Origin of the sequence: Shimia sp. FJ5 (genome assembly GCF_032918335.1) — a bacterium.
Classification (GTDB): Bacteria; Pseudomonadota; Alphaproteobacteria; order Rhodobacterales; family Rhodobacteraceae; genus Shimia; species Shimia aestuarii_A.
Genome location: NZ_JAWJUV010000009.1, coordinates 1 through 22,169, shown reverse-complemented (window position 1 = coordinate 22,169; position 22,169 = coordinate 1). Strand labels below are relative to the sequence as shown.

The 22,169-nt window shown below is 57.4% G+C and carries 18 protein-coding genes and 1 pseudogene; 7 read left to right on the top strand and 12 right to left on the bottom strand.

Annotated elements, in window-relative coordinates:
- The first annotated feature begins 21 nt into the window (after positions 1 to 21).
- A complete protein-coding gene (locus R1W01_RS17495) occupies positions 22 to 747 on the top strand; it encodes a hypothetical protein (protein WP_297754047.1) in 726 nt (241 codons plus the stop codon).
- Positions 748 to 798: 51 nt separating this feature from the next.
- Here the strand turns inward: R1W01_RS17495 and R1W01_RS17490 are convergent, their stop codons facing one another.
- The 12 genes from R1W01_RS17490 to R1W01_RS17435 all read right to left on the bottom strand — a co-directional run bounded on the left by R1W01_RS17490 (position 799) and on the right by R1W01_RS17435 (position 14,908).
- Complete coding sequence (locus tag R1W01_RS17490; RefSeq protein ID WP_297754050.1) at positions 799 to 1,695, bottom strand: ArdC family protein; 897 nt, start codon at positions 1,693 to 1,695, stop codon at positions 799 to 801.
- A gap of 216 nt (positions 1,696 to 1,911) precedes the next feature.
- Entirely contained in the window at positions 1,912 to 2,799 is an 888-nt protein-coding gene (locus R1W01_RS17485; protein WP_297754053.1) for a nucleotidyl transferase AbiEii/AbiGii toxin family protein, read from the bottom strand.
- Positions 2,796 to 3,887: a MarR family transcriptional regulator gene (locus R1W01_RS17480; protein ID WP_317275387.1), complete on the bottom strand. Its 1,092-nt coding sequence runs from the start codon at positions 3,885 to 3,887 to the stop codon at positions 2,796 to 2,798. Before R1W01_RS17480 ends, R1W01_RS17485 begins: the two co-directional genes overlap by 4 nt.
- A gap of 134 nt (positions 3,888 to 4,021) precedes the next feature.
- Positions 4,022 to 5,296 carry a plasmid replication protein RepC gene (gene repC, locus R1W01_RS17475; protein ID WP_317275391.1) on the bottom strand — a complete coding sequence of 425 codons (1,275 nt, stop codon included), beginning with the start codon at positions 5,294 to 5,296 and terminating at the stop codon, positions 4,022 to 4,024.
- A gap of 283 nt (positions 5,297 to 5,579) precedes the next feature.
- Positions 5,580 to 6,551, bottom strand: coding sequence for a plasmid partitioning protein RepB (repB, locus tag R1W01_RS17470; RefSeq protein ID WP_297754062.1), 972 nt, complete (start codon positions 6,549 to 6,551; stop codon positions 5,580 to 5,582).
- A gap of 2 nt (positions 6,552 to 6,553) precedes the next feature.
- Positions 6,554 to 7,735 carry a plasmid partitioning protein RepA gene (gene repA / locus R1W01_RS17465; protein WP_297754064.1) on the bottom strand — a complete coding sequence of 394 codons (1,182 nt, stop codon included), beginning with the start codon at positions 7,733 to 7,735 and terminating at the stop codon, positions 6,554 to 6,556.
- A gap of 209 nt (positions 7,736 to 7,944) precedes the next feature.
- Positions 7,945 to 8,283 carry a DUF736 domain-containing protein gene (locus R1W01_RS17460; protein ID WP_297754066.1) on the bottom strand — a complete coding sequence of 113 codons (339 nt, stop codon included), beginning with the start codon at positions 8,281 to 8,283 and terminating at the stop codon, positions 7,945 to 7,947.
- A gap of 279 nt (positions 8,284 to 8,562) precedes the next feature.
- Positions 8,563 to 9,669, bottom strand: a complete 1,107-nt coding sequence (locus R1W01_RS17455; protein WP_297754070.1) for a hypothetical protein — start codon at positions 9,667 to 9,669, stop codon at positions 8,563 to 8,565.
- 266 nt (positions 9,670 to 9,935) lie between these two features.
- On the bottom strand, positions 9,936 to 11,801 hold the full coding sequence (locus R1W01_RS17450) for a ParB/RepB/Spo0J family partition protein (protein ID WP_297754073.1): 1,866 nt from the start codon (positions 11,799 to 11,801) through the stop codon (positions 9,936 to 9,938).
- Between the two features lie 121 nt (positions 11,802 to 11,922).
- Positions 11,923 to 12,291 (bottom strand): phosphoglycerate kinase, encoded by a 369-nt coding sequence (locus R1W01_RS17445; protein WP_297754076.1) that lies wholly within the window; start codon positions 12,289 to 12,291, stop codon positions 11,923 to 11,925.
- Positions 12,292 to 12,845: 554 nt separating this feature from the next.
- A complete protein-coding gene (locus tag R1W01_RS17440) occupies positions 12,846 to 13,697 on the bottom strand; it encodes an Eco29kI family restriction endonuclease (RefSeq protein WP_297754079.1) in 852 nt (283 codons plus the stop codon).
- On the bottom strand, positions 13,697 to 14,908 hold the full coding sequence (locus tag R1W01_RS17435) for a DNA cytosine methyltransferase (RefSeq protein WP_297754083.1): 1,212 nt from the start codon (positions 14,906 to 14,908) through the stop codon (positions 13,697 to 13,699). Before R1W01_RS17435 ends, R1W01_RS17440 begins: the two co-directional genes overlap by 1 nt.
- 335 nt (positions 14,909 to 15,243) lie before the next feature.
- Here R1W01_RS17435 and R1W01_RS17430 point away from each other — a divergent pair, with 335 nt between their 5' ends.
- The 6 genes and pseudogenes from R1W01_RS17430 to R1W01_RS18420 form a co-directional block, all read left to right on the top strand.
- Entirely contained in the window at positions 15,244 to 17,586 is a 2,343-nt protein-coding gene (locus R1W01_RS17430) for an ATP-binding protein (RefSeq protein WP_317275386.1), read from the top strand.
- The gene (locus R1W01_RS17425; RefSeq protein ID WP_297754089.1) at positions 17,587 to 19,260 is read left to right on the top strand and encodes a DEAD/DEAH box helicase family protein; all 1,674 of its coding nucleotides are present in this window, start codon (positions 17,587 to 17,589) and stop codon (positions 19,258 to 19,260) included.
- The gene (locus tag R1W01_RS17420; RefSeq protein WP_297754091.1) at positions 19,257 to 19,784 is read left to right on the top strand and encodes a hypothetical protein; all 528 of its coding nucleotides are present in this window, start codon (positions 19,257 to 19,259) and stop codon (positions 19,782 to 19,784) included. The genes R1W01_RS17425 and R1W01_RS17420 overlap by 4 nt, the downstream gene beginning before the upstream one ends.
- A gap of 4 nt (positions 19,785 to 19,788) precedes the next feature.
- Positions 19,789 to 20,868, top strand: coding sequence for a PIN-like domain-containing protein (locus tag R1W01_RS17415; protein WP_297754094.1), 1,080 nt, complete (start codon positions 19,789 to 19,791; stop codon positions 20,866 to 20,868).
- Positions 20,855 to 21,334 (top strand): hypothetical protein, encoded by a 480-nt coding sequence (locus R1W01_RS17410; protein WP_297754097.1) that lies wholly within the window; start codon positions 20,855 to 20,857, stop codon positions 21,332 to 21,334. The genes R1W01_RS17415 and R1W01_RS17410 overlap by 14 nt, the downstream gene beginning before the upstream one ends.
- Before the next feature lie 351 nt (positions 21,335 to 21,685).
- Positions 21,686 to 21,781: pseudogene (locus R1W01_RS18420) on the top strand (hypothetical protein); the annotation flags it as partial.
- Between the last annotated feature and the right edge of the window lie 388 nt (positions 21,782 to 22,169).

Below are 22,169 nucleotides of genomic sequence, written 5' to 3'. Positions count from 1 at the left end.
CACAACCTGATATGGCGGGGCATGATCAAGCTTCGACCCATTGCCGATGACGACCCTGTCCTGGACCAATCCCGGCTGCTGCAGGCCATGGAGCTCGCCTTCACCTATGCCGACACACACGGCGGGATCCGGCTGACACAGACCAAGGCGTTCAACCGGAAATTCGCGCACTGGATGGCAGAGAATTCACCCTGGCCGGACTACAAGGCAGAGGAACTGCTGCGATTGAACAAGGTCCTCAATGAATGGGATGTCGCGCCAGCCATGGTCGTGCATGATCTCATGGTCGTCATGAAGTTAGGTCGCCACGTGAAGGGCAAGTTCCAGGTCTCAAAGAAAGCCAAGGCTTCAGCTTCAAACCGTGGCGCCTTCTTCGCCGACCTCGCCGAGACCTACCTCTTCCGCTACAACCACGCCCGCACTGCCAGGTCCGAGTTCACGGCGCCGGGCAACTGGGACATCTTTCTCAACATCATCAACATCGAGGCAGAACAGGGCCTGACCGAGCAGCATCTGGTGAAGACGCTCTACGGATTGGAACGGCAAGGTGTCTATGATCGGGAATACTACGACCATGCGGGGTTTCTCTTCACCCACGTCTTGCGGCCCCTAAGCTGGATCGGGTTTCTGGATGAGACCTCGGAAAGCGACCGGCGGTCCGACAAGACCTATTGGAAGACGCCGCTTTGGCACGCCTGTTTCCAACTCAGCACCGATGACATAGTCGAAGCGCCGTCGCGGCACTGATGCCGCGCACTGAGGATTTCTATCGTTTCGCTTCCAAGGTATTGAGGCCGCCTATGCGGCGACCTCATCCGTGTTTGGTTGCAGCCCATGCAGGTAATCAACGGCTTTCTGAGCGTGAGCAGCAGCCTGGAAGATGAACCGCTTGTCATTACGCAAACCTTCGAGCCAATGCGCAATATAGGCGGCGTGTTCATCACGCGGTTCCGGCGACAGGCCCAGATCAGCGGCCAGAAACGCTGCCCCAAGCTCAGCAACCAATTCCTCTTGGGCATAGCCTTCGTCGCCCCAGCATTTGCGACCGAAGCTGCGATCAAGGCGCTTCGGATGGCGCGTCCAATGGCAAACCTCGTGGCCGAGGGTTGAATAATACGCCTCGGGGGATTCAAAGGTCTCAAACGGCGGCATCTGCACATAGTCTGCATCGACCGCATAGAAGGCCTGGTTGCCACCATGGCGAATATCAGCCTCGGTCGCAGCGAAGAACGCTTCCGCGGTGGCATCTCGCTCGGCGGTCTCGGGCATCGGCTCTGTCACCTCGTAGTAGGTCTCAGGCAGTCCCTCGATCTGATTGACGTTGAAAACCGTGTACCCTTTCATGAAGGGGATCTCGACCTCGCGGTCTTGGCCCGCCTCATCGGTCTCGGTCTTGCGGAGCTTGTCGGCATAGATGACGAGTTGGCCCTTGGAACCTTTGCGGACCTGCCCGCCGAGTTCGAGTGCCTGGCGGTAAGTCATCCAGGTGGGTGCGGCGAAGCCATGGGCGACGGACGCGGCCCAGAGCAAGATGATGTTGAGGCCGCGGTAAGCGATGCCGTTGTGGCGTAAGGGCCGGGTGATGCGACCGGCGAGGTGCTCGGCATTCCAGGGCTTGTGCCAGGGTCGGGTGCCAGCCTCGAGATCAGCGATGATCTTCTCTGTGATACGGGTGTAGATGTCGGGCTTTGCCATGTGATCCTCCATTGTCTCGTCCCCGTGCGGGACGCGGGAGGAAATGGCGGACGCATCAGGCCGCCCGGGCATGGTCAACACGGGAGCGTCAGCGAATGGAGCGGGCAGGCCATTGCGCGGGCGGCGTCGGTCCGCCAGACCCGCGATCCCCTTGCTCGCACGGGGATGAGACGGTGGAGTTCAGAGCGGTAAGCCCCCTACCCCGCCGGACCAAGATCAGATGAATGGCTCGATGGCATCCTGAACAACGGCGCTCAAGTCTCGCTGCCGAAGAATCCGATTGTCGGGCATCCAGTCCTCTGCACCCTCAAATCGCGCTGCGGCGACCGGGCCATCTTTCTGATAGCCTTCAAACCCGTCGCCATCACAAAAACGCCGCGCGAGGATGCCGATCGCCGCCTTGACGGTTTCTGCGTGCTTGCCAGCCAGTGCGGCATCGAATGCAGAACGCAAAGCCTCCGTTCCGCCTTTGTAGTGCTCAAGGCAATAGCAAAGGTCGTGCGCATCCTTGGGTTCGGCCCGGTGATCAAACGCGAACGCCTTGAGGCAGGTGAAACTGACAATGTCGGCATGCCGGATGGTTTCGGTCGTGACGCCACCGCCGTCCAGCAGTTCGGCTGTGATCTCCACTGTCTCATGGTGATCCAACACCATTGCCGAGTGTGGAATATGGATTGCCGAAACCGCACCTTCCGAGGGCAATTCCTGTAACGCTCCGCCCCTCTCATCTCCGGCGTCCGCCAGGAATTCCAGGATCAGAACCGTACCGTCGACCAACTCTTGCTGCCAGCGCCATGAGAGTTTTTTGCCCTCATCGTTTTCTGACCGTTTGAACCCGATGGCCCTGATGTTGTCCTCGAGCGTTCGGTAGGCCTCGGTATCTGCCAGTAGCTTCATGTCCACAACGACATCAACGTCCCCGGTTCCCGCATGCGCGGGCACCGCCGGCGGACGTTCCTTGATAAGGTAGCGTGGCGTCAGGCCACCCACGAGAATGATGGAGTCGCGCCACGGTCCCAGATGGCGGATCAGCGTGACGAGCACACGCTCACAAGCCTCGGTGACAGTTTGGTTGTAGCCCTGAATGGCCGTCGGTTTCTTCATTGCCACACCAGTTTTTGAGAGCGCAGATGCTCTGCCATTTCCTTCGAACGACCATGATCTTCCAGCAGGTCGAGATAGACTTGCAAGGGCGAGGCCAACAAGCGTTTTCGCTCGTCAAACATCCTGTGACGTTGCTTCATTGGTTTCGCGTCAATGACGACGAGGTTTGCACCTTCGGAAACCTCGCGGGCGCCCAAAGTGGAGATGAGCCAATCCAGTGACCGCTTTCCAAAGGCCCGCACCGTCAGGTCAGAGACATTTGAAAGAAACGGCGCATATGCCTGGGCGGCAAACTGTCCGGTGAACTCCAGATCGAAGTCGTCATAGTAGTTTGCACCCTCGATCTCGCGGGCCATGTCCTCGGGTTTCATCCGCGGAACGTAATACCGGCTCCGCTTCGACACACGACCTGCCAGAATGCTGTCACGCCAGGCATCCAGGAGGACATCCGGCCGGATCAACCTGCGCCGTTTCGCAGGCCCCTCCCCTCTCACGTCCAGCCAATCGCGGCGCTCAAGTTCCTTGAAGGTCTCCGACACGGTTGCGGCCGACACACCAGCATATTCGGCGATTTCCGAGCCACTCACCCATTCGCCTGGACGATCGAACAAGGAGTGCAAGACCTGTGCACGGGTTCCTTTGAAAACGTTCATGGCTCGCCGCTTGGCCCGCTTGGGTTTCGGCCTCTCGATCAGCACAAACGTCTCATCGACGCTGACAAAGAGCGATCCACTCAGGTCGTGATAGGCGACCTGCTCTTCTTGAAGGAAGTCCCGAGCCCCTTCCGAAACCGAACGTGCAAGGATCATCGGAACATACCGCCGGTTGGAGCTATCCAACTCCCGCAGGTATCGTTTGAGCTGCCAGACAATCTCTCGTGCGTCTCGTGGAAACACATCGCCTCGGGTTTCGACCACGAAGGCGATTTCGCGACCTGCCAAGACAGCGTCAAGGATTGCATCCGGGCGCAAACGCCCGCCAATCCCCAGTTCCCAGGAGATTTCGCCCAAGTGAGCGTTAGGAATCGCCTCAAAGCTGTCGCCCAGGCTTTCCATAAGTTCCGGCTCTATGTTCGCGATTTCTTCCATATTCACTGTTCAGCAGATTTAGCTTCTTTTCCCTCATATTCACCAAAAAGTCAATATTCACTGTTCAGCAAACCTGTACATATCGACATCCCGACCAACCAAGCCCATCTTCAGCAAGCTCGGTGCCGCCCCAATCACGCCGCCTGGCCGCTGAGCCTGCCGTAGAAACTGCGCTCGAGATGCAACTCCCCTGCCCCGGCTTTCTGGACAATGCCCCGGAGATAGCCGCCCGGAGAGGCCACTTCGCCTGCGCAATGCTTGTCGAAGGTCAGAACCAGTGCCGCCGTCGCGATTTGCGGCCCAAGCCGGTCCTGCGCGAGGTTCCAAGCATGCTCCGAGACGCCGATCATCGGTCTCAGCTGCCCGGCGACCCGGTGCAGATCGCCCCAATCCTTCAAGTACCCGCCCATATTGCGCGCCCAGGACGCGAATTCAGGACAAGCCTGCATCACAGTTGGCAAATCAAGCGCTGCTCCGCGTTTTTTCCGCGTCTCGGCAACCCAATCTTCCAACTCCCTATCCACCTGCTCTTCCGGTGGCGCATTTGGCACCACGCCCGCCGCTTGCTCAGTTTCTGAGCGATTACAGGTTACAGGATTAAGTTGGGTTGTAATTAGTATATGAGGTTCAGAATTGACCTCCCTGGGGTCCATTTCTTGAGTCTTTTCGATGGTTCCAACGGTGTTTTCCACAATCGCGTCCGCCCGAACCGCCTTGAGATACGTCGCTTCGACGCGCTCCTGAAGTTCCCTAAACCATGCCAGGAGCTGCTCAAGTGCCTCAGAGGCGGTATTTCGGCGCGGAAGACGGTCTAGGAGTTCCTCGAACAGCCCCGAAAGATGCTCCCAGGGCCCTCTCAGCGCCGCGTGAGACGCCGCTTCGATCCGGGCGCGGATCATCCGGCGTGCAACCGTGATCTGACGCTTCAGGCGCTGGCAGAGCTCACGTTCGGCCTGCAGTTCGACCTGAAGCTGCTCGAACTCCTCGACGCGGGCCGACAGCGGCGACAGATCGAAGCCGTAGGCCTCGATGATGTGTCCGTCAGCGTCTCTACGGCCCCACCGCTTGCCATTGGGGCTGTCCTTGAAGGCAATCACACCGATCTCGGCCAAGCGCCGCGCATGGCGCTTGAGCGCAGAGAGCGAGAAGCCCGTCTGCTCCATCAGATAGGCGTTAGATGCCCAGACGATAGGGCGCTGCCCCTCCTCCCAGTCCTGTCCTTGGGTGAAGGCCCCAAGGGTATCGAGAAGCAGCATGTCACCGGCCTTGAGGCCGATATGAGCGCCCACGCGTTTTACGGCCACAAAGGCCTGTGCCTTGGGAACGGCTACTCGCTCACCCACCTGCGCGTGCCGTTCAGCGACCGCGAGTCCGGCCGTTGCTTTCCGCCAACCCGATGGATGATTGATATTGGACATGCCTCCATCGTTCTGAGGCATGACTGTCCCAGTCGCTCCATGCGGAGCATCATTGATTTTCTTCATTTTGCTCAGTAGGCACAGAAAACCTGTTCGCCCAAAGACGTTTTTCGTTGTTTAGCGATTCGCGGGCTGCTAGGATTGTGGTGTCAAAACAAATCGCGCCTTGTGCGCAGCAGCCCTCGGGACTTCGGTTTCGAGGGTTTTCCTTTTGGTGCCGTCCTCCTTTCTGCTCGTTGCCTCTGTTCTGACGGTTAACAGCTGTTAACCGCCGCTATCCTTCGTGGTTTTCTGATTGAAACCGCTCGAAGGAATCCTGAATGAGCTGGTCCAGGTTTTGGTCCAGCCAATTTGCGAATTTCGTGTTGTTGCCTGCTCTCTTGACGGTCACCGAGAGCCCGGATTTTCCACTCTTGATCTGAACGCCAGGAAGTGGCGAGCGTTCCTCAACAGTGCGTTCTTGCTTGCCGCGTTTGCCAATCTCCTTGAGCACAAGCTCCAACCGGCCATCGGATTCCAAATCACCTGAACGAGCCAGAACCCCAAGGGCAGCCTTTTCTGTCAACTGCTCCTTTTCAAACGCTGTGGCGAGAGTCGTCCATTTCGGGCGCCCTGCCCCCGGCGCGGCACCGATCGCTTCACCGACGGCCGTGGGAACCAAGCGGTTGATGCGCTCAAGCTGCGACAAGGTATTCTTGCTGATCGCCAGAGCCTGGCATACCTCCGCCCGGGAATAACCTTGCTCCAAAATCGCTTGAGCAAAACGAACGCGTTCGTAGTAGCTCAGCTCTGCACGCCCGGCATTCTCGAGCCCCTTTGCCAACAGGGCGTCTGTATCATCAAGGGTTCGGATCAGAGCGCGCACCGGGATACCAAGATGCCGGCAGGCCAGTATCCGTCGCTGGCCGTAGATCACCTCGAAATGCCCGTCTCTTTCCTTGGACGGGCGCAGAAGCACAGGCACCTGTTGTCCGGCCTCGGCAATACTGGAGGCAAGATCCTGGATCGACTCTTGTGGCTCGGCGCTGTTAACAGCTGTTAACTCGATATCCAGCCGGTCTTTAGGACCCCAGGCCAGGATGAGGTTTGTATCAATGTCCTGGATGCCGCCAAGCCCCGCACGAACAGACCCAATCGTCCCTTTGGGTAAGGTCCGATGCGCTCGATCAGAACCACCGTCTTTCGGCGCCTCTGTCGCCGCTGTAATGGCGGCCATGATCCCAGTTTTGTTTTTCCCCATTGCCATGATTAACGCCCCCAAGCCTGCTGGACCATTGCCGCAACTTCCGCACCAACCGCGTCCATACTGGTCTTGGCGCGATCATAGGTCGACCGCGTCATCTCAGATCGCAAAACCTCGTAGATCGACATCTTCAGCATGGATGCGTCACCAATCGCCGTGCTTCGCAAGCTCGTGGCCGCCACGACGCGGTCTTGAAACAGGGCCCGCATCAAGCTCACGATTTGCTGGCTTGGAATATCGCTCGGATCATCACGCGTGATGAGGAAGGAGAAGAAGTCATGATCCAGTTTGACGCCCGTATCCTCGATCACTCCGAGATAGGCGGAGGTCATCTCCACAAACTGTTGTGTTGAGGCTAAGTCGAGCATGCTCGGCGTCATCGGCACGATGACCGAGGTTGCCGCATAGAGGCCGGTCAGGGTCAGAAACCCGAGTGCCGGTGGGCTGTCGATAACCACCACGTCATAATTGCTCTCAACCGACCCGATCGCCTGGCTGAGCTTTTCGAAGAAGGCAACGCCACGACCCGCATTGACCGCGGTCTCGGTTTCGAACTCGCTCAACACAAGACGCGCGGGTGCAAGGTGAAGGCCTGGGAAATAGGTTTCCACGATGGCCTCCGACATGGGCACCGGATCTTCGTAACGGAGCGCATCATAAATCGACGCTCCCTCGAACTCCAACTCCGTCTGAATTCCGCAGAAACCCGTGAGGCTACCTTGCGGGTCCAGATCAATAGCCAAAACCCGGTATCCACTCAGGGCAAGGTAGTGACAAAGGTGAATAGCTGAAGTGGACTTGGCCGACCCGCCTTTGAAGTTCATCAGTTGGATGACTTGGAGCTTATCGCCCTCGCGGCGGCCTGGAAGGTACTTCCCGGGTGTGCGCGAACTCGCCTCCAATAGGTGGCGGGCTTGCAGGATTTCCTCACCGGTATAGAACCGACGCCCGTTCTTGATGACATCCGGCTCTGGCAAGGACCCCTCGCTGTGGCACTTGCGCAGGAACTGACCCGTCACGCCAAGAAGCTCAGCAGTCTCTGTTGCACTGAATAGTCTCAAATTCTTGCGCTGATCGGGCGCATAAGCTTGCTGAAGATGCGTGGTGAGCGCAGTATGTAGACGCGCCGCCATCTGGCTTGTAAGCTCAGATTGAGAGGCTGCTTCGATGGGTGCCGTTTGGAACATAGTTGCAATTTCTCTGCTCGAACGCGCTTATTTGCGCAACTTGACTCTAATGGCCGTGATTCACCCTGCTAAGTCAAGGATTTTATCCACAATTTGTGCCATCGAACCAATGGGCTACTAGGGAAGCGATACGCCCCGGAGGAGTTAACAGCTGTTAACAGCACCCGAGGAGTGGATGCACCGGACCAGAATTTGGCCCGGTGCAGAGGTTATTGGGCGTCCCGGGGGCCCCAGGGAATGACGGCCTGGAGCGCATCATCTTCTTGGTTCGCGGCCTTGCCGAGATTGGCATTGAAACCGAAATCGCGGATCGTCAGCGTGAAGTAGTCGGCGCCGGTCTCCCGATTCTGCTTCTTCCAGATCCCGCCGCACTCGACCAGGCGGCCCCGGGGAGAACGGCCGAGAACACGGTGCGTCGGGGCCAACGGATTGTCGCTGGAAACGGGCTCAACGGTAATGTCGATGTCGAATGTCAGGGTGGAAATCGAACCGCTGCCTTTGGCTTTTTCGATATCGGGAGCGTCGAATTTAATGCAGTTGGTGGTCATCGCCAGGGTCCTTTCTTTGGTGTTGCGATGATGGTCAGAAGGCAGGGACCAATGCCAAAACCACACCGGAGGCGGAGCGCAGCGGAGAAGGGTAGGGAAGCAGAATTCTGTTTCGCGAGGAATGATCCGAAGGGGCAGGGGAGAATTCTGGTAACCGCCCTTTGTGGTTTTGGCGGGACCTGCGACCAGCATTCTAAGCAACACCGATGGAAGGCCAGTGCGACGCACCACCAGCACAGATTGACGCTATTGTATTACGTTAAAACGGCAGCCATCGGATCACCCCAACGGGTCGAATTCCTCGATCTTGCGGTGTGCCCATTGCAGCCAGTCCGCAGCAGACATCCCGTCGATTTCCTCGGCGAGACCTCGAGGATTCGCCTCGATTGCGGCGAGAAACGAACGAAGCCTTTGCGCCTCTTCCCAATCCTTCGCTCGATCTCGGAACCGCCGCCACTTCTCCTGCTCAAACTGAACCAGCCGACGGCGCTCTTCTTCTGCGATCCGCTCGGCCTCAATACGACGGTCTCGTTCCGCAAACTCTTCGCGCCGGGCGGCCAAAGCAGGGCCCGCCAACATGAGGCCCGCAATCACCGAAGGAAGCAAAGCCTCACCATTGAGCTTGTTCGTTTCGACCCACTCTTTCTTCACACCCGTTCCAAGATAGGTGGTGATCGTAAAGCGCAGGTACCCGGTGGGAGCTAAGGCGCTGTTGTGGTGATAAGGGTAGGCGGTCCAACCCTTCGGTTCATCTGAGGGCCTTCCATGAAACTGGTACATCTTTTCGACAACGGAGACTTCAAACTTTTCCCCGTAGACCTCCAACTTCAACTTGCCACGGATACTGCCTTCAAGCGCGCGGCCTCCCTGGGTTTCAAATCCTTTCAGGAGCGCGCTGGTGACCCGGAAACGGTAAAGATCCCTCTCCGTTAGATCAGCCAGTTCTTCTTCCCCCCACCAAAGATCGTCCGGTCGGTGGGCACGAAATCGAGCGCGCAGTTCTACTTGTTCCTTTCGGTGTTCATCCACCCAAGCCGCGACGATGGGGTGGAGATTGCGAAGCGTCCCGGGGATGGAAGTCTTGGTGACATTCACCGCGGCCTCCTCAACACGTTTCCTGCCTTCACGGGATTTTCTTTGAAACTGACCGCTCTGCGTGATCCTAATGATACTGGCCGTTCCCGCAGGGCAGGGGGGAAGTTTGCGCCTCTCTACCTCCTTACCCGCTTCCAGCTTTGCCCAGTAACCCGGCGGTGGCTTCGGAATCGCATGGCGCGTGCAAATCTTGGAGAGGCCCTGATCGGAGAGGCCAAACTCTTCCGCTAGCCTTGTCATCGGCTTGCGCCAAACGAGTTCAAAGAGTTCCTCACGCGAAATTTCTTTCATCACCAGACCTCATCATTTTTTATATTTTTCTTATAGTTACATCTCACCACGCTACAACTCTGTGAAGTCTTACTTTGGGGTAAAAGCCATCTCGCGCCGCCCAGGCGGTGCTCCCGCGCGGATAGCGCCGGTCCGGCGGCGGGGCAGGGGGCTTGTCCTTCTGCCCGCCGCCGGACAATTTTCCAGGCCTCGCTTCTTGACGCTAACTCAATCAAAAAGAAGCCCCGCCGAAGCGGGGCCAGTTGGTCCTTCCCACGAAGGAGCCGTCAGGTGCAGTCGGGTACCCATTTGTCGAGTTTGGCTTTTTGATCGGGCGTAATGCCCATGAGCTTCTGGGTGGTTGGATCGCCCACGAGCTTTTCCATCTTCTCGGCCTTTTCCGCCTTTTTGAGCTTGGCGAAGGCGACAATGCGCTCGTCGCGGGCGTCACAGTCGAGGAACTCGCACAGCAGATCGACCAGATGACCGGCTGAGACCCGCGAGAAGAAATTCTCCGCCGTGGGCGTCCAATGCTTGCGGATATCGGCCCCGGCCTCGTCGGCAATCAAGCCGAAGAACTCTGCGCCGCCAGCCCGGTAGGGCAGGGTGCGCGCAATGGCTTCTGTGATTTGGGCGTTGCGGGCTTTCTTGCCGGTCTCGCGGAAAGTGGCGAAGGCTTCGGAGAGGTCTTCAACACGGGTGCCTTTCTGCCAATATTCGCTGGCGTCGATCCCATGTTCCAGACGCGGCTCGCAGGCAAACCCGCCTTCAACACTTGGCGCGTTGGTCGGGCGGTCCAACCGAATGCCGAAGACACTTTCGAAACTGCCTGATGCCTCGGACAGACCGAAGCCCAGAAGGTCCAGAACCAGTTCAGGCTTGGCCAGTAGCCCCGCCTGCACTGAGGCCAGCCGGATCGCCTGCATATCCGCCGCCAGCTTCTGCGAGTAGGGGGATTTCAGGGTATCGGACTTGGTGGTCTGTGGCGTTTGCAGGACACCGGCCCCGATGGCGGCTTTCTTGTCCTCAGGCCGAACCAGACCGGCTGTGATCTCGGGTTTGCCAGACCCATTCACGAGGATGATGCATCCTGCGTGGGCTTTCTGTTCCTCGGAATAGTCACCGTCGAGAATGGCCTGCAATTCCGTGAGCCGCGCTTCGCCATCTTCGTCCAGCACCCCGCCATTGGCCAGCTCTGCCAATTCATCGTATTCTCCGGCTTCTGCTTCGGTCAAATCGCCCTCGATGGGGTAGAGACGGGCCAGCTTCATCTGATCCAGCTCGTAATAGTTGAGCCAGGCCTCGGATCGGACTTCGCCCCATGCCCAGCCTTGGGTCTCGACTAGATCGGCTCGGGCCGCGTCCAGCTTCCCGGTAAAGAGCCGATCCAATAGGGTAGGGGAGGCGAGGAAGACTTCATCGGAGAAAAGATCGCACGTAACAGTTCCGCCCTCGGCCTCATAGGCCTCGATGCCAACGAACTTGGCGCGGCGGTCGGTGGCCTTGATGGCGTCGGGGTGCAGCGCATTCTTGATCGCACTCTCAGAGACGGCTTGACCTTTGACCTGATCCAGAAGGCTCAAGGTGAGCGCTTCATCGTCAGAGAGGGTGAAGGCCTTGGCGGTGCCGAGGCTGATCTCACCTGCGGCCAGCGCGTCCAGAACTGGCTCGGGCAAGCCCGCCAAGGCCAACCGCTGGTAAACACGGGCTTCGGTGACGGCGAAGGCGAGAGCGATTTCCGGCACACTGGCCCCGCGTGATTTCATGCGACCGAAAGCGCGGATTTCATCCGCCGGGGTCATGTCCTCGCGAGCGGCGTTTTCGGCGCTAGCCCAGTCCTCGGCCTCGGCAGCGTCGGCGGCCAGCTTGACGGGAACTGTGGTGAAGGGGTGGGTCTTGGACCGCTCCGCGATCATTTGGATCGCGCGGAGGCGGCACCCGCCCGCGACGATCCCGACTTTGCCGTCCTCGTCCATGAGGCCTGCGAGATTGTGGATGAGGCCAAATCGCTCGATACTGTCTGCAAGGCTTTCGATATGCGCCTCGGACACGGTTTTGCGCGGGTTTAGATCGGAGATGTAGAGCATCGCCAAGGGGATTTGCAGGATTACGGCACTGGCGGTGTCGGTCTGGATGGTCTGTTGCTTGGTCATATGATTGTCCTTTCGGATGAATGTCAGGCCCGCTCGAAGCGCGGCACAGGCGCTCGGCGGTTGGTTATGTTGATGGGGTAGGGGAGGGGGCCGGAACACTTGAGGCACCGGCCCCATGGTGTCACCACCAGCAGGAATAGATCACGGTTGACCCTCGCGCGATTTCGGCCCGCGCCCATGCGCAGAACTCAAGATCGTAGTCGCGGTATTCCGTGGCCTGCTCGTCTTGGAACTGATGCCCATAGAAAAACCCGCCGTCGCAATGGGGTAGGGCGCTTCCCTTCACCGCCTGCTCCAGCGTGTCGATGTCGGCGGTTTCCAACCTCAACTCACCGCAATTCAGATCGGAGGCTGAAAGCCCGGTGCGCTCGGTATAGAGCGCCTCCATGAAGGTCTGGAGCTTGGAATGCTTGCGCCAGACGAATTTCGGGCTTTCGCCCTCATCGCCGCTCTCGGCAGTTTTGACATATGCGTATTGATCGAGGCCCATGGCCTGCTCCTTTCGTGGTTAGAGCGGCGCGGTATTTATTCTTGAGACCTCTTGGCCTTGTCCGCTTCCGCCAGTGGCGGAGGCCTCGCTGATCTCACAGCCCGAAAAGCCCCCATGCTTTTCGGCTGGGCAGAGCAGGTGAGGGCGAAGCACGACCTGCGGCCGGACGGTGGGACGACACAGGGGGCCGGAGCGGTGAAATCGGGAGGGGCCCGCGCCCCCGCGTGGGAGGAACCGGATTTCTCCAGCAGAGGCTGGCGCGGAACGCGACACCAGAGCCCCTGTTCGGGGCGCTGGCCGGATGGCAGGCGGAATTCAACAATGGAATCCTGCCAGCCGGGCTAGAGCGGAGCGGAGACCCGGCTGACCGCTGGTTCAAGCGATCGCGGTCTCGCCCGCGATCTCGTCTGACACATGCACGAAGGATCGCTACCCGCATGGGCGGAGACGCGGGCTACGCGGCTCCGGACGCAGCCAAGAGCCTGATCAGCGCCAGGGCGCTGACGTGCCAGATGGACACAACAGGTACTTAAAAGTGGTTACTTTTCATTTGCTTATGATCTGGAAAAATCATCCGGATCCAGGGCATCTTGCTGTTTTATCCCTTGAGCGAATGCTTCAAATACATCGTCAGTCGTCCTGAATATCTTTGACTTGGCAAAATGTGTGGCGACCTCAGTAGAAATTTCTGCGGGGGACTTGGCCTCTGGATTGCCTGCTGCCCATGAACGACCTGGGTGGATCGTATCCCAAGGGCTTTTGTTGTTGGCCCGCGTCGTCGATGCATCTCCATGCTTTCCCAGTCCATAAAGAATGCGAGTCTCGTTGTTCCAAATTGGTTCAAACAAACGGATAAGGTGAATTTCTGCAGAGGCTTGATAACCGCTCTGAACCGCTAGCGATCGACACTCAAAATCGGCCAGTTCAATCCCAGAAACCTTATCTATATTGCGGCGGTGTTCGCCTAACCGGTCGGTCAACTTAGTGAGTTGCTCAATGACTGTCTTTGCATTGGCCGGTGGATCGGCCTTGCCCACATAAATAGGCGTCTCTGTACCGGAGATTGGTGCATAGATTTCAGCATCTCCGGTATAGTAGATTGCGTAGACGCCGGAACCATATGCCTTGGACACATCTGCCAGCGGCCGACGATCCTGAGCGATCAAGGCAAGGGCAACAAAATGGCCAATGAGCCGCGGTTCGGTCGGATCAAAGAACGAATCTGGTAACGCTACAGGATCAAGCTCTCGCGCCAAACGATCGAGTAACTCCTGCATATCAGAAATCGACCCGAGGAGCGCTTTGCGAGAAGGACCGGTCAACGTAGCGGTCGTGGAAAGCTCCCGTAGCTCTTCCAGTGCGGTGCGCGTTTCTTCTACTTTGATGAGTTCGGGACGGCGCGCCATCAATTGCTCTCAGACGCCGTAAGTTGCTTAGCGACGCTGTCACCGACAACTTGTGCGAGTTTGACTGGGACTGCATTTCCAAGCTGGCGCATGCATTCGCTCCACGCCCCGTGGAACTTATAGCTATCTGGAAAAGTTTGTAGGCGCGCTGCTTCTCGCGTCGAAAAATACCGGACAGAACCATCCGCACGTCGGAGCATGTTTTCACCTCCCGGCACACCATGGACACCCGCCTTCAGGGTCTTTGCCGGTTCCTCGAGATAAGAACCCGTGTGACCAGGATAGGTGCGAGCCCCATCTTGGAAATTGTGGTTGAAGATGGACGCGGACTGCTTTGAATGTCGGGGGTCTGGCAAATCCGCAATCGCATCTCGCGTAGTCTGCCATGGCTTCGACAGCGGTCGATGCTCAGCGGAGAGTTTTCGCGATAGTTGGAGTGATCTGCCTTCAAGCCTGCGATCTTTCTTAGCAATCTTGTGACGTTCCCAATAGTCACCGAACGTTTGGTCCCAAACCAGAGCTTCCATGCTGTGATCACCTGCATCGAACGACCAGCGAGCATCGACATCATCTCTAAATCCGACGAAAAGTACACGTTCGCGCTTCTGAGGCACGCCGTAGTTCGCCGAATTTAGGAGGCGGGTGACAACTCGATAGTGCAGCCCTGGACGATTTGAGCGTGTATGATGGCGCTCCAAACGCGCCAGATGATCTTCCCAATGCTCATCGGGCTTCGAGATCATTTCGGGGTGTTCCATCTGCAGTTGGACATACTCGAAATAGTTCTGAAACGATGCGCGCATCAAGCCTTTGACATTCTCAAAAACAAACGCCTTTGGACGGGCCTCTCGCAATGCGCGGACGGCTTGCGGGAACATGTCCCGCGCATCGTCATAGGCACGATGACGTCCTCCAAGACTAAATGGCTGGCAGGGAGGACCACCAGAAATCAAATCGAGCGAGCCATCAAAAGGGGTAAAGTCGACATGCCGAATATCGCCTTCAACGACCTCCCACGGTCCTTTTTCCGATGAATCTTCCGCTAATACTTCATGGTTCTCTCGAAGCGTGTCACAACACCATTTGTTGTGCTCAACCACAAGCTGCGGCTCAAAACCCGCATTGGCCAAGCCGATACCCAATCCACCAGCTCCGGCGAACAACTCAACCGACTTGCGTTTAGATAGTTTCGCTGTGCATGTGTTCGCCATATGTTCTCAACCGCTCTTTTTCTTTCTTAGAGCAGAACGCTGCGCATTTCTCAAGAAAATTTGGCGAACTGCACCACACATCTATCAAATCAACGAGCACAACAGGAAGTTGGACGCAGCACCCAGTACATCATGAGAGATTTGCTCGGAAGCAACTGCAGCATGCGGTTGAAAGGGACCCAAACACAGACCCACGATGACTTCGGAGAGCCCTCTATACAACTGATCGTCAGTCACTAGCCCCATCCTTTACGAAACTGGACATCTCGATGGGGAACAAGGCTTTTTTCGTTTGCTCGTTTCAACTAGAAAGAGTGGAAAAGGACATTGTATTGATGGATTCGTTGACTCAGGAACTTGATCTCACCCCCGACCCGCGCGTTCTTCAAATGCTGGGCGAGATCAACCTGCACCAGTGGCGATGCATCGCCGAATTGATTGATAATGGTATTGATGGTTTGATCGAGGCCGCGCGGTCAGGGAGCCCAATCGAGCATCCCGAGATATCCGTTACGATCCCAACATCGAACAAGCCCGACGCGCGTGTTGTTGTCAGGGATAACGGCCCGGGCATGTCAATTGACGTTTTGGAAAACGCGGTAAGGGCCGGATGGACCGGAAACAACCCCCTGACCAATCTCGGCCTATTCGGCATGGGCTTCAATATCGCCACGGCCCGATTGGGGTTGGTGACGGAGGTCTGGACCACACGGGCCGGTGATCCCGAATACGTTGGTGTTCGCATCGATCTTGACTCTTTGAGAGCGAGCCAGAGCTTTAAGGTCCCGCGGCAAACAAGAGCAAAATCCGATCACAGTCTACACGGTACCGAAATTGTGATCACAAAGCTTAAGCCCGATCAGCGCGCCTATCTCGCTCGCTCCGCCAACCTTGGTACGATCAGGAAGAACCTCGCCCGCACCTATTCGTCCCTTCTGCAAAACTCCGAGGCCGGTCGCGTCCGCCTCAAGGTCAATGGCAAGAAGCTGGAACCAAGGCGGCATTGTCACTGGGATCCGTCTCGCTCCGTTGAGCTCGGAGACGGGACGTCCGTCCATGCCGTCGAGGAGTTTGATGTGGCGCTCGCGCCACGCAGATACTGCCGGTATTGCATGCGCACGTTGGGCGCACAGGACGAGCAGTGCCCCACTGGTAGCGATCATTGCGAGGTTGTCGAAACCGAACGTCGCGTCAGGGGTTGGGTTGGACTTCAGCGGTATTTGCACAAGTCAGACTTTGGCATCGACTTCATCCGAAATGGCCGAAAGATCGAGATCGGTTCGAAGGATCTTTTTGTTTGGAACAATGGCGATACATCAGAGGTCGAATACCCGATCGACGACCCCAGAAACCGCGGGCGTTTCGTGGGCGAGGTGCACATAGACCACTGCCGGGTGAGCTACACCAAGGACCGGTTCGAGCGGGACGATCCCGCCTGGACGGAAATGTCTCGAATTGTGCGGGGAGATGGGCCATTGCGGCCCATGGCCGCAAAGCAAAGCGGCTTCGATGGCAACGCAAGCCCGCTGTACAAGCTCTTCCAAGCCTTCCGGCGTTCCAGCCCCCAAGGTAAAAACGGCCTTTGGTCCCGTGTCCTTGTGGTCAAAGACAACGACCGATCCGAGCAGATGGCGGATTCCTTCCATTCGAATGAGACCGATTATCTTGACGATGAACGTTGGTGGGAACTCGTTGAGGAGCAGGATAAGGCCATCTTGGGCGATGGGGGCAGAGGAGGCGGAGAGCCTGATCTGCCGGATGGCTTTCTAGACGATGACGATCCAGCGGACCCACCCGAGGACCAGGAAACCCCGCCATCAAATGACGACGAGCCAATCGAACCGGAGGAGCCCGCTCCGGAGCGTGTCATGGTACATGAGCTAAGCCGAAAATACGTTCATCCAACGTATCGGGTTGAGTTCACGGTGGAGGCTTTCACAACCGAGCCGACGGACCCTGAACTTTCCGGCGGCCTACCCTGGACGCTGCGTCTGGACGATGTGGCAACCAGAACATACGCGTTCGTTGTGGATCCGACACATGACGTGTTCAGATCAACAACCATGACACCCATGGACGCGCTTCTCACCGAGCTCTCGGTGCTTACGCTCGATTTCCTCAAAGGGCAGGTTCACGATGTGACTTTGGCCAATATCCTGGCCGACTATCGATCCAGTTTTGCCACGGCGACCCGGTTGGACCCCGCCGAGATCATCGCGGTGGCGAACACGACATTTGAGGAGTTCACCAAGGCCATTCCCGATCTGCTGCCGGCAGGAAAGGGCAAAGAGTTTTATGATGAGCTGGCTTCCTCGGATCGTGAGCATATCGCCAAGAAGATGGCGGCACGTGGCATATCCGAACTGGGTAGCGTGATTTCGGAGGGGCGTTTCTGGGAGTTTATGGACTTTCATTCGGTGCGCGACGCTTTTGTCAGGCATCCCGAGTTATTCTTCGATGGCAGATACTGGGCTGACCCATTCGAAACACTGAACCTTGGCGACCTGCTGGTTGATGACGAGGCTCGAAAAAGACTTGTCGCGCGATATGACGCCTACCTTGGAGACGCGATCTGGTTGTCCAACCAATCCTCCAGGGATCTTGAAAGCGCGAACCGGGACGCGATCATCAGAGCGACCTGTTCGCTGCGTCTTCTGCGACCTGATGTGACGAGTTGAATGGGAGACGCGTTTCTGGATACCCGCCGGCTGTTGAGCGGCCCCTGGCAAGCCTTTGAGCGGGATGTGGCCAGATTGCTAGTCTGCAACGGTTTCGAGGATGTTCGTGTCGTGGGCGGTTCCGGCGACCGGGGCGCGGATGTGCTGGGTCGGAAGAAGGGCGAGCTTTGGGTCATACAGTGCAAGTTCACAACCAACGGCTACGCCGCCGCCTCGGCAGTTGACGAGGTTGCCGAGGCCTCACGGTTTTATCACGCCTCAAGAATATTCGTTGCTACGTCGAGACCAGCCGGGCCCGCCATGAGGGCCGCGATCGAGCGCTGGAGCGCGTTGGGACTTGAAATAGGCATCCTCGAGCCCGCCCAATTGCTTCAAATGGCACGCAAAAGCCCAGAAATGCCCGCCTCGCGCCGGGAGCCTCGGGACTATCAGGAGGAAGCAGTTGAGCTCTTCACCGCCTCACTTCGGGAGACGGGCAGGGGGCAGGTTGTATTGGCGACAGGGCTTGGAAAGACCGTCGTTCTCTCGGAGGCCGTAGCGCGCCTATATACGGATGGATTGGTCCCCGGCAGAAAAACATTGGTCCTCGCCAGCACCCGTGAGTTGGTAGACCAACTTCAGCGTGCTTTCTGGGACCAGATACCAAAGACTATTCCGACGCACCGATTGGTCGGAGGGGAGTATCCCTCCTATTGGGACGGCATAACCTTCGCGACGGTTCAGAGCGCGGTCGCCCGTCTGGAAGAATTGCCCGAGTTTGACATTGTGCTGATCGACGAGGCTCACCACGTGGGTTCAGACACTTTCCGCGCTGTGACCGACCGAATGGCGGACGCCATGATCGGTGGCGTGACCGCCACTCCCTGGCGAGGGGACGGCTACGACATCGACACGTTGTTGGGACCGCCGGTGATCAGAGTTGGTATAGCCGAGGGCCTCAAGCGCGGATTTCTCTGCGAGGCCGATTATCGGCTCTTCGCCGACAATATTGATTGGGAGTTTGTCCGCGACAGGTCGCACAATGATTATTCGATAAACCAGCTCAACCAACGCCTTCTGCTTCCTACGCGTGACGAGGAGGCGGCTAGGAAAATAAAAGAGATCTTCGACTTCGAGAAACGCCGATCCGGCATCGTCTTTTGCTCCACCGTTTTGCACGCGCACAGTTTCGCGTCCATGCTCGGGCTATTTGGGCTTCGCTGTGAGGCGATCACCGGGGAGATGTCCGCCCGCGAACGCGATGAGGTCATGAGCAGGTTTCGAGCGGGCGCGCTCGATCTGGTCACGACGCGCGATCTCTTCAACGAAGGCGTCGATGTTCCGGATGTGGACCTGATCGCGTTCATGCGGGTTACCCATAGTCGGCGCATATTCGTCCAGCAGCTCGGTCGGGGTTTGCGCACCAGCCCACGCAAGGACAAAGTCGTTGTCCTAGACTTTGTCAGCGACCTGCGTCGGATTTCAGAAGTGATCAATCTGGAGATGGGTGCCAAGGGCGATCTTGAGCGCCTTCGGTTGCCAGGGGTAGTCGAGTTCCGGGATGAGAGCGCCGGTGGTTTCATTCTAGAATGGATGAAAGATCAAGCGGATCTTTTCTCGCGAGAGGGTGACGCGCGGTTGGAGCTTCCCAGGTTTGATTTCCCCGAGCCCCACGGCGGAGGAACCGTGCAATGAGTATGCCTGAGGACATCCGGCGCGGCATCAAAGAGGCTCTTTGGGAGAAGCTTGACCACTTAAGCTGGCTCACGATGTCAGACGCCGATCATTCGACGTACTACGAACAGTGGACCAAATCACCTGACATCGGCGGAAAGCTCGGCCATTTCATGGACCCGCGGGCGGTGCGTGTCTACATCAAGGACACCTTGGTGAAGGACTACGCCCGCGAGCGTTTGCTTGAAAGTGGCGACCAGGTACTGCGGGTTTTGAACATTGACCCTGACATTGCCGTCGAAAGGAAGTTCATCAAACCTCATGGCATGCGACTTTCGGACGGTCGGGTTGTGTGTTGGGGCAAGAGCAGGGACTGGAAACACCTATTGATGGCCGCCTTTGAACGGCAATGGGCGACAAAGTCGTCCGCGAGTTCCTCTGTCGTGATCATCGAGACCGGTAAGACCTTGGACACGGGCGCCCGTGACCTCGTTCGGGAGGCGGCAGCACGCTTGGGCGTTGGCTCGGTTGTTTGGTGGGAGTAGGGCGATGAAAAAAGAGCTGGCCGGATGGTATCCGAAAACGACGGATGAGGTCGCTGCGATTTGGGAAACCGCCATATTCGTGCCTGACGCGAATATTCTCCTGCACTGCATACGGCACCCCGCCCAAGTCAGGGACGAGTTGCTAAGGTTGTTTGAGGCCATGGGTGAATCCCTTTGGATTCCTTACCAGGTGGGTCTTGAGTTTCACAGGAACCGCTTGGACGTGGAGCGCGCGGGCCTTGACGCTTACGATCAAATACAACGCGATTGCGGGAAGGCGATCGCGCAAGCCAGGGAGCGTCTTCGCCAGCTGCGCGCGCACCCAACGATAGAGATTGAGCGCGAGTTGACCGCGTTGGACATGTACCAGAGCGATTTTGAAGCCCGACTGACCACCGCGAGGGAAACGCACCCGACCAAGGAAATCGCGGCCGTTGTCGATCAGGTCACCAAGCTGTTTGAGGGCCGCGTTGGCTCGCAATGGACGGAAGACACGCTCGCCAAGCTAAAAAAAGAGGGGGAGACCAGGTACGCGCGACGTGTCCCGCCTGGATATCTGGACGCCAAGAAGGACGGCGACGAGTACAGAAAGTTCGGTGATCTGATCATTTGGAAGGATATGATCGCAAAGGCGAAATCGGAGAAACGACCGGTCATTTTCATATCCGATGATGTCAAGGAGGATTGGTGGTGGCTGCAAAACGGCCGAAAGCTTGGTCCTCGCCCCGAACTCGTCGAGGAATTCAGGCGGGAGGCCGAGCAAGAGTTTCACATCTACGAGTTTGGCAACTTCATTCGTGTCGCCGTAGATCACCACCCCGAGATCAAGAAGGATTTGGACGCGGTCGAAAGGAGCCTGCGACAGGACAGCGAGGCCAAGGAACGAAAGGCCAGAAGCGACGCCGACCGCGAGCGCTTGGATCAGCTTGTCGCCCTGGAGGACGAGCGCGATGATCTGATTGCGCAACTTTCCGGAAACCCCGACCAGAGACGGCAAAAAAGCACTTCAATAGACCGATCGACGATAAGGCGACGGCTGAACGAGATCGACGAGCTGATAGAGCAGATGGATGAAGAGGTTTAACGACTTCACGGACGAAAGGTACAAGGGGTACTGCCTGCACTGCGCCGCCCGGTTGGGTAAAATGCGTCAAACCCGCGATCATGTCCCGTCGAAAGTCCTGCTGGATCATCCTTTGCCTGACAATGTTCACGTCGTCGACATCTGTGAGAAATGCAACAACGGGTTTTCCGCTGACGAGGAATACTTCGCGGCATTCCTGGGAGCCGCGATGTATGGCGGCGTTAATCCAGTGCCCGACATGTTTGAGAGCGCCCGTCGCGCGTTGCGCGGCAATCTCAAACTGGCGAGGGAGATAGCGGAACGCGTGGAACGCTTCACCGACGAAGACGGCATTTCAAGGCTGACTTGGTACCCGGATCTCGAGCGCGTCAGGTCAGTTGTTGTAAAAATGCCCGGGGGCACGCATTTCATGAGTTGGGACAGCCTTGCCAAGATGAGCCGTCGGAAGTGTTCATTCACCCTCTAATCAACACCGAGGAGGAAAAACTGGCCGAGTTTCTTCTGGTTGATCATGGTAGCGCTTGGCCGGAAGTTGGCAGCCGGTTGCTCCAGCGGTTGTATAGCGGTGAGGACATGGCAGATGGGTGGATAATCGTCCAACCAGGTGTTTATGTTTATATCGTTTTTGAGGATGACGGTGTGATCGTCCGAAGCATCATTCGGGAGTATCTGTTAACTGAGGTACGATGGTCCTAACGAACGCAAAGGCACCACTTACTTAACATAATAAACCTTACGAGATTTATTTTTGCAGGGGCACATTCTAAACTGGGTTGCGACAAATCCCTTATCCTGCTGAAAAGCAAGGAGAAAGAACATGGCCCACACAGAGCTGGATTTGCGTGAGAGACGCCCAATTGAAGACATGTTGAACGCAAAGATGCCTGTAAGCAAGATCGCGGCTGAGATCGGCAGGCATCGCTCGACCGTCTATCGTGAGATCAAACGCAACCAATTCGAAGATGACGAACTGCCGTATTTGAATGGCTACTACCGTGTGAATGCGCATAGAGCGGCTGATGCTCGGCGCGCTCGGCGCCGCAAATTGATCCGGCTGGAAGGTTTGCGCGCCCATGTCATAAAACAGTTGAAGGTTGGCTGGACCTCAGAACAGATTGCTGGCCGCCTTGCCTATGATGAACAGCCGGTTCGAGTGAGCCACGAAACGATCTACGCGGGGTCTGCTCCGGCTGAGTGCAGAATGACACCCGAAGCCCGTAGATCACCTGGTTTTCCACCTGTATTCGCCTGTGAGCAGGATATGCGCCCATCCGAGGGGCGAGATATGCGCCAGGAGTTGG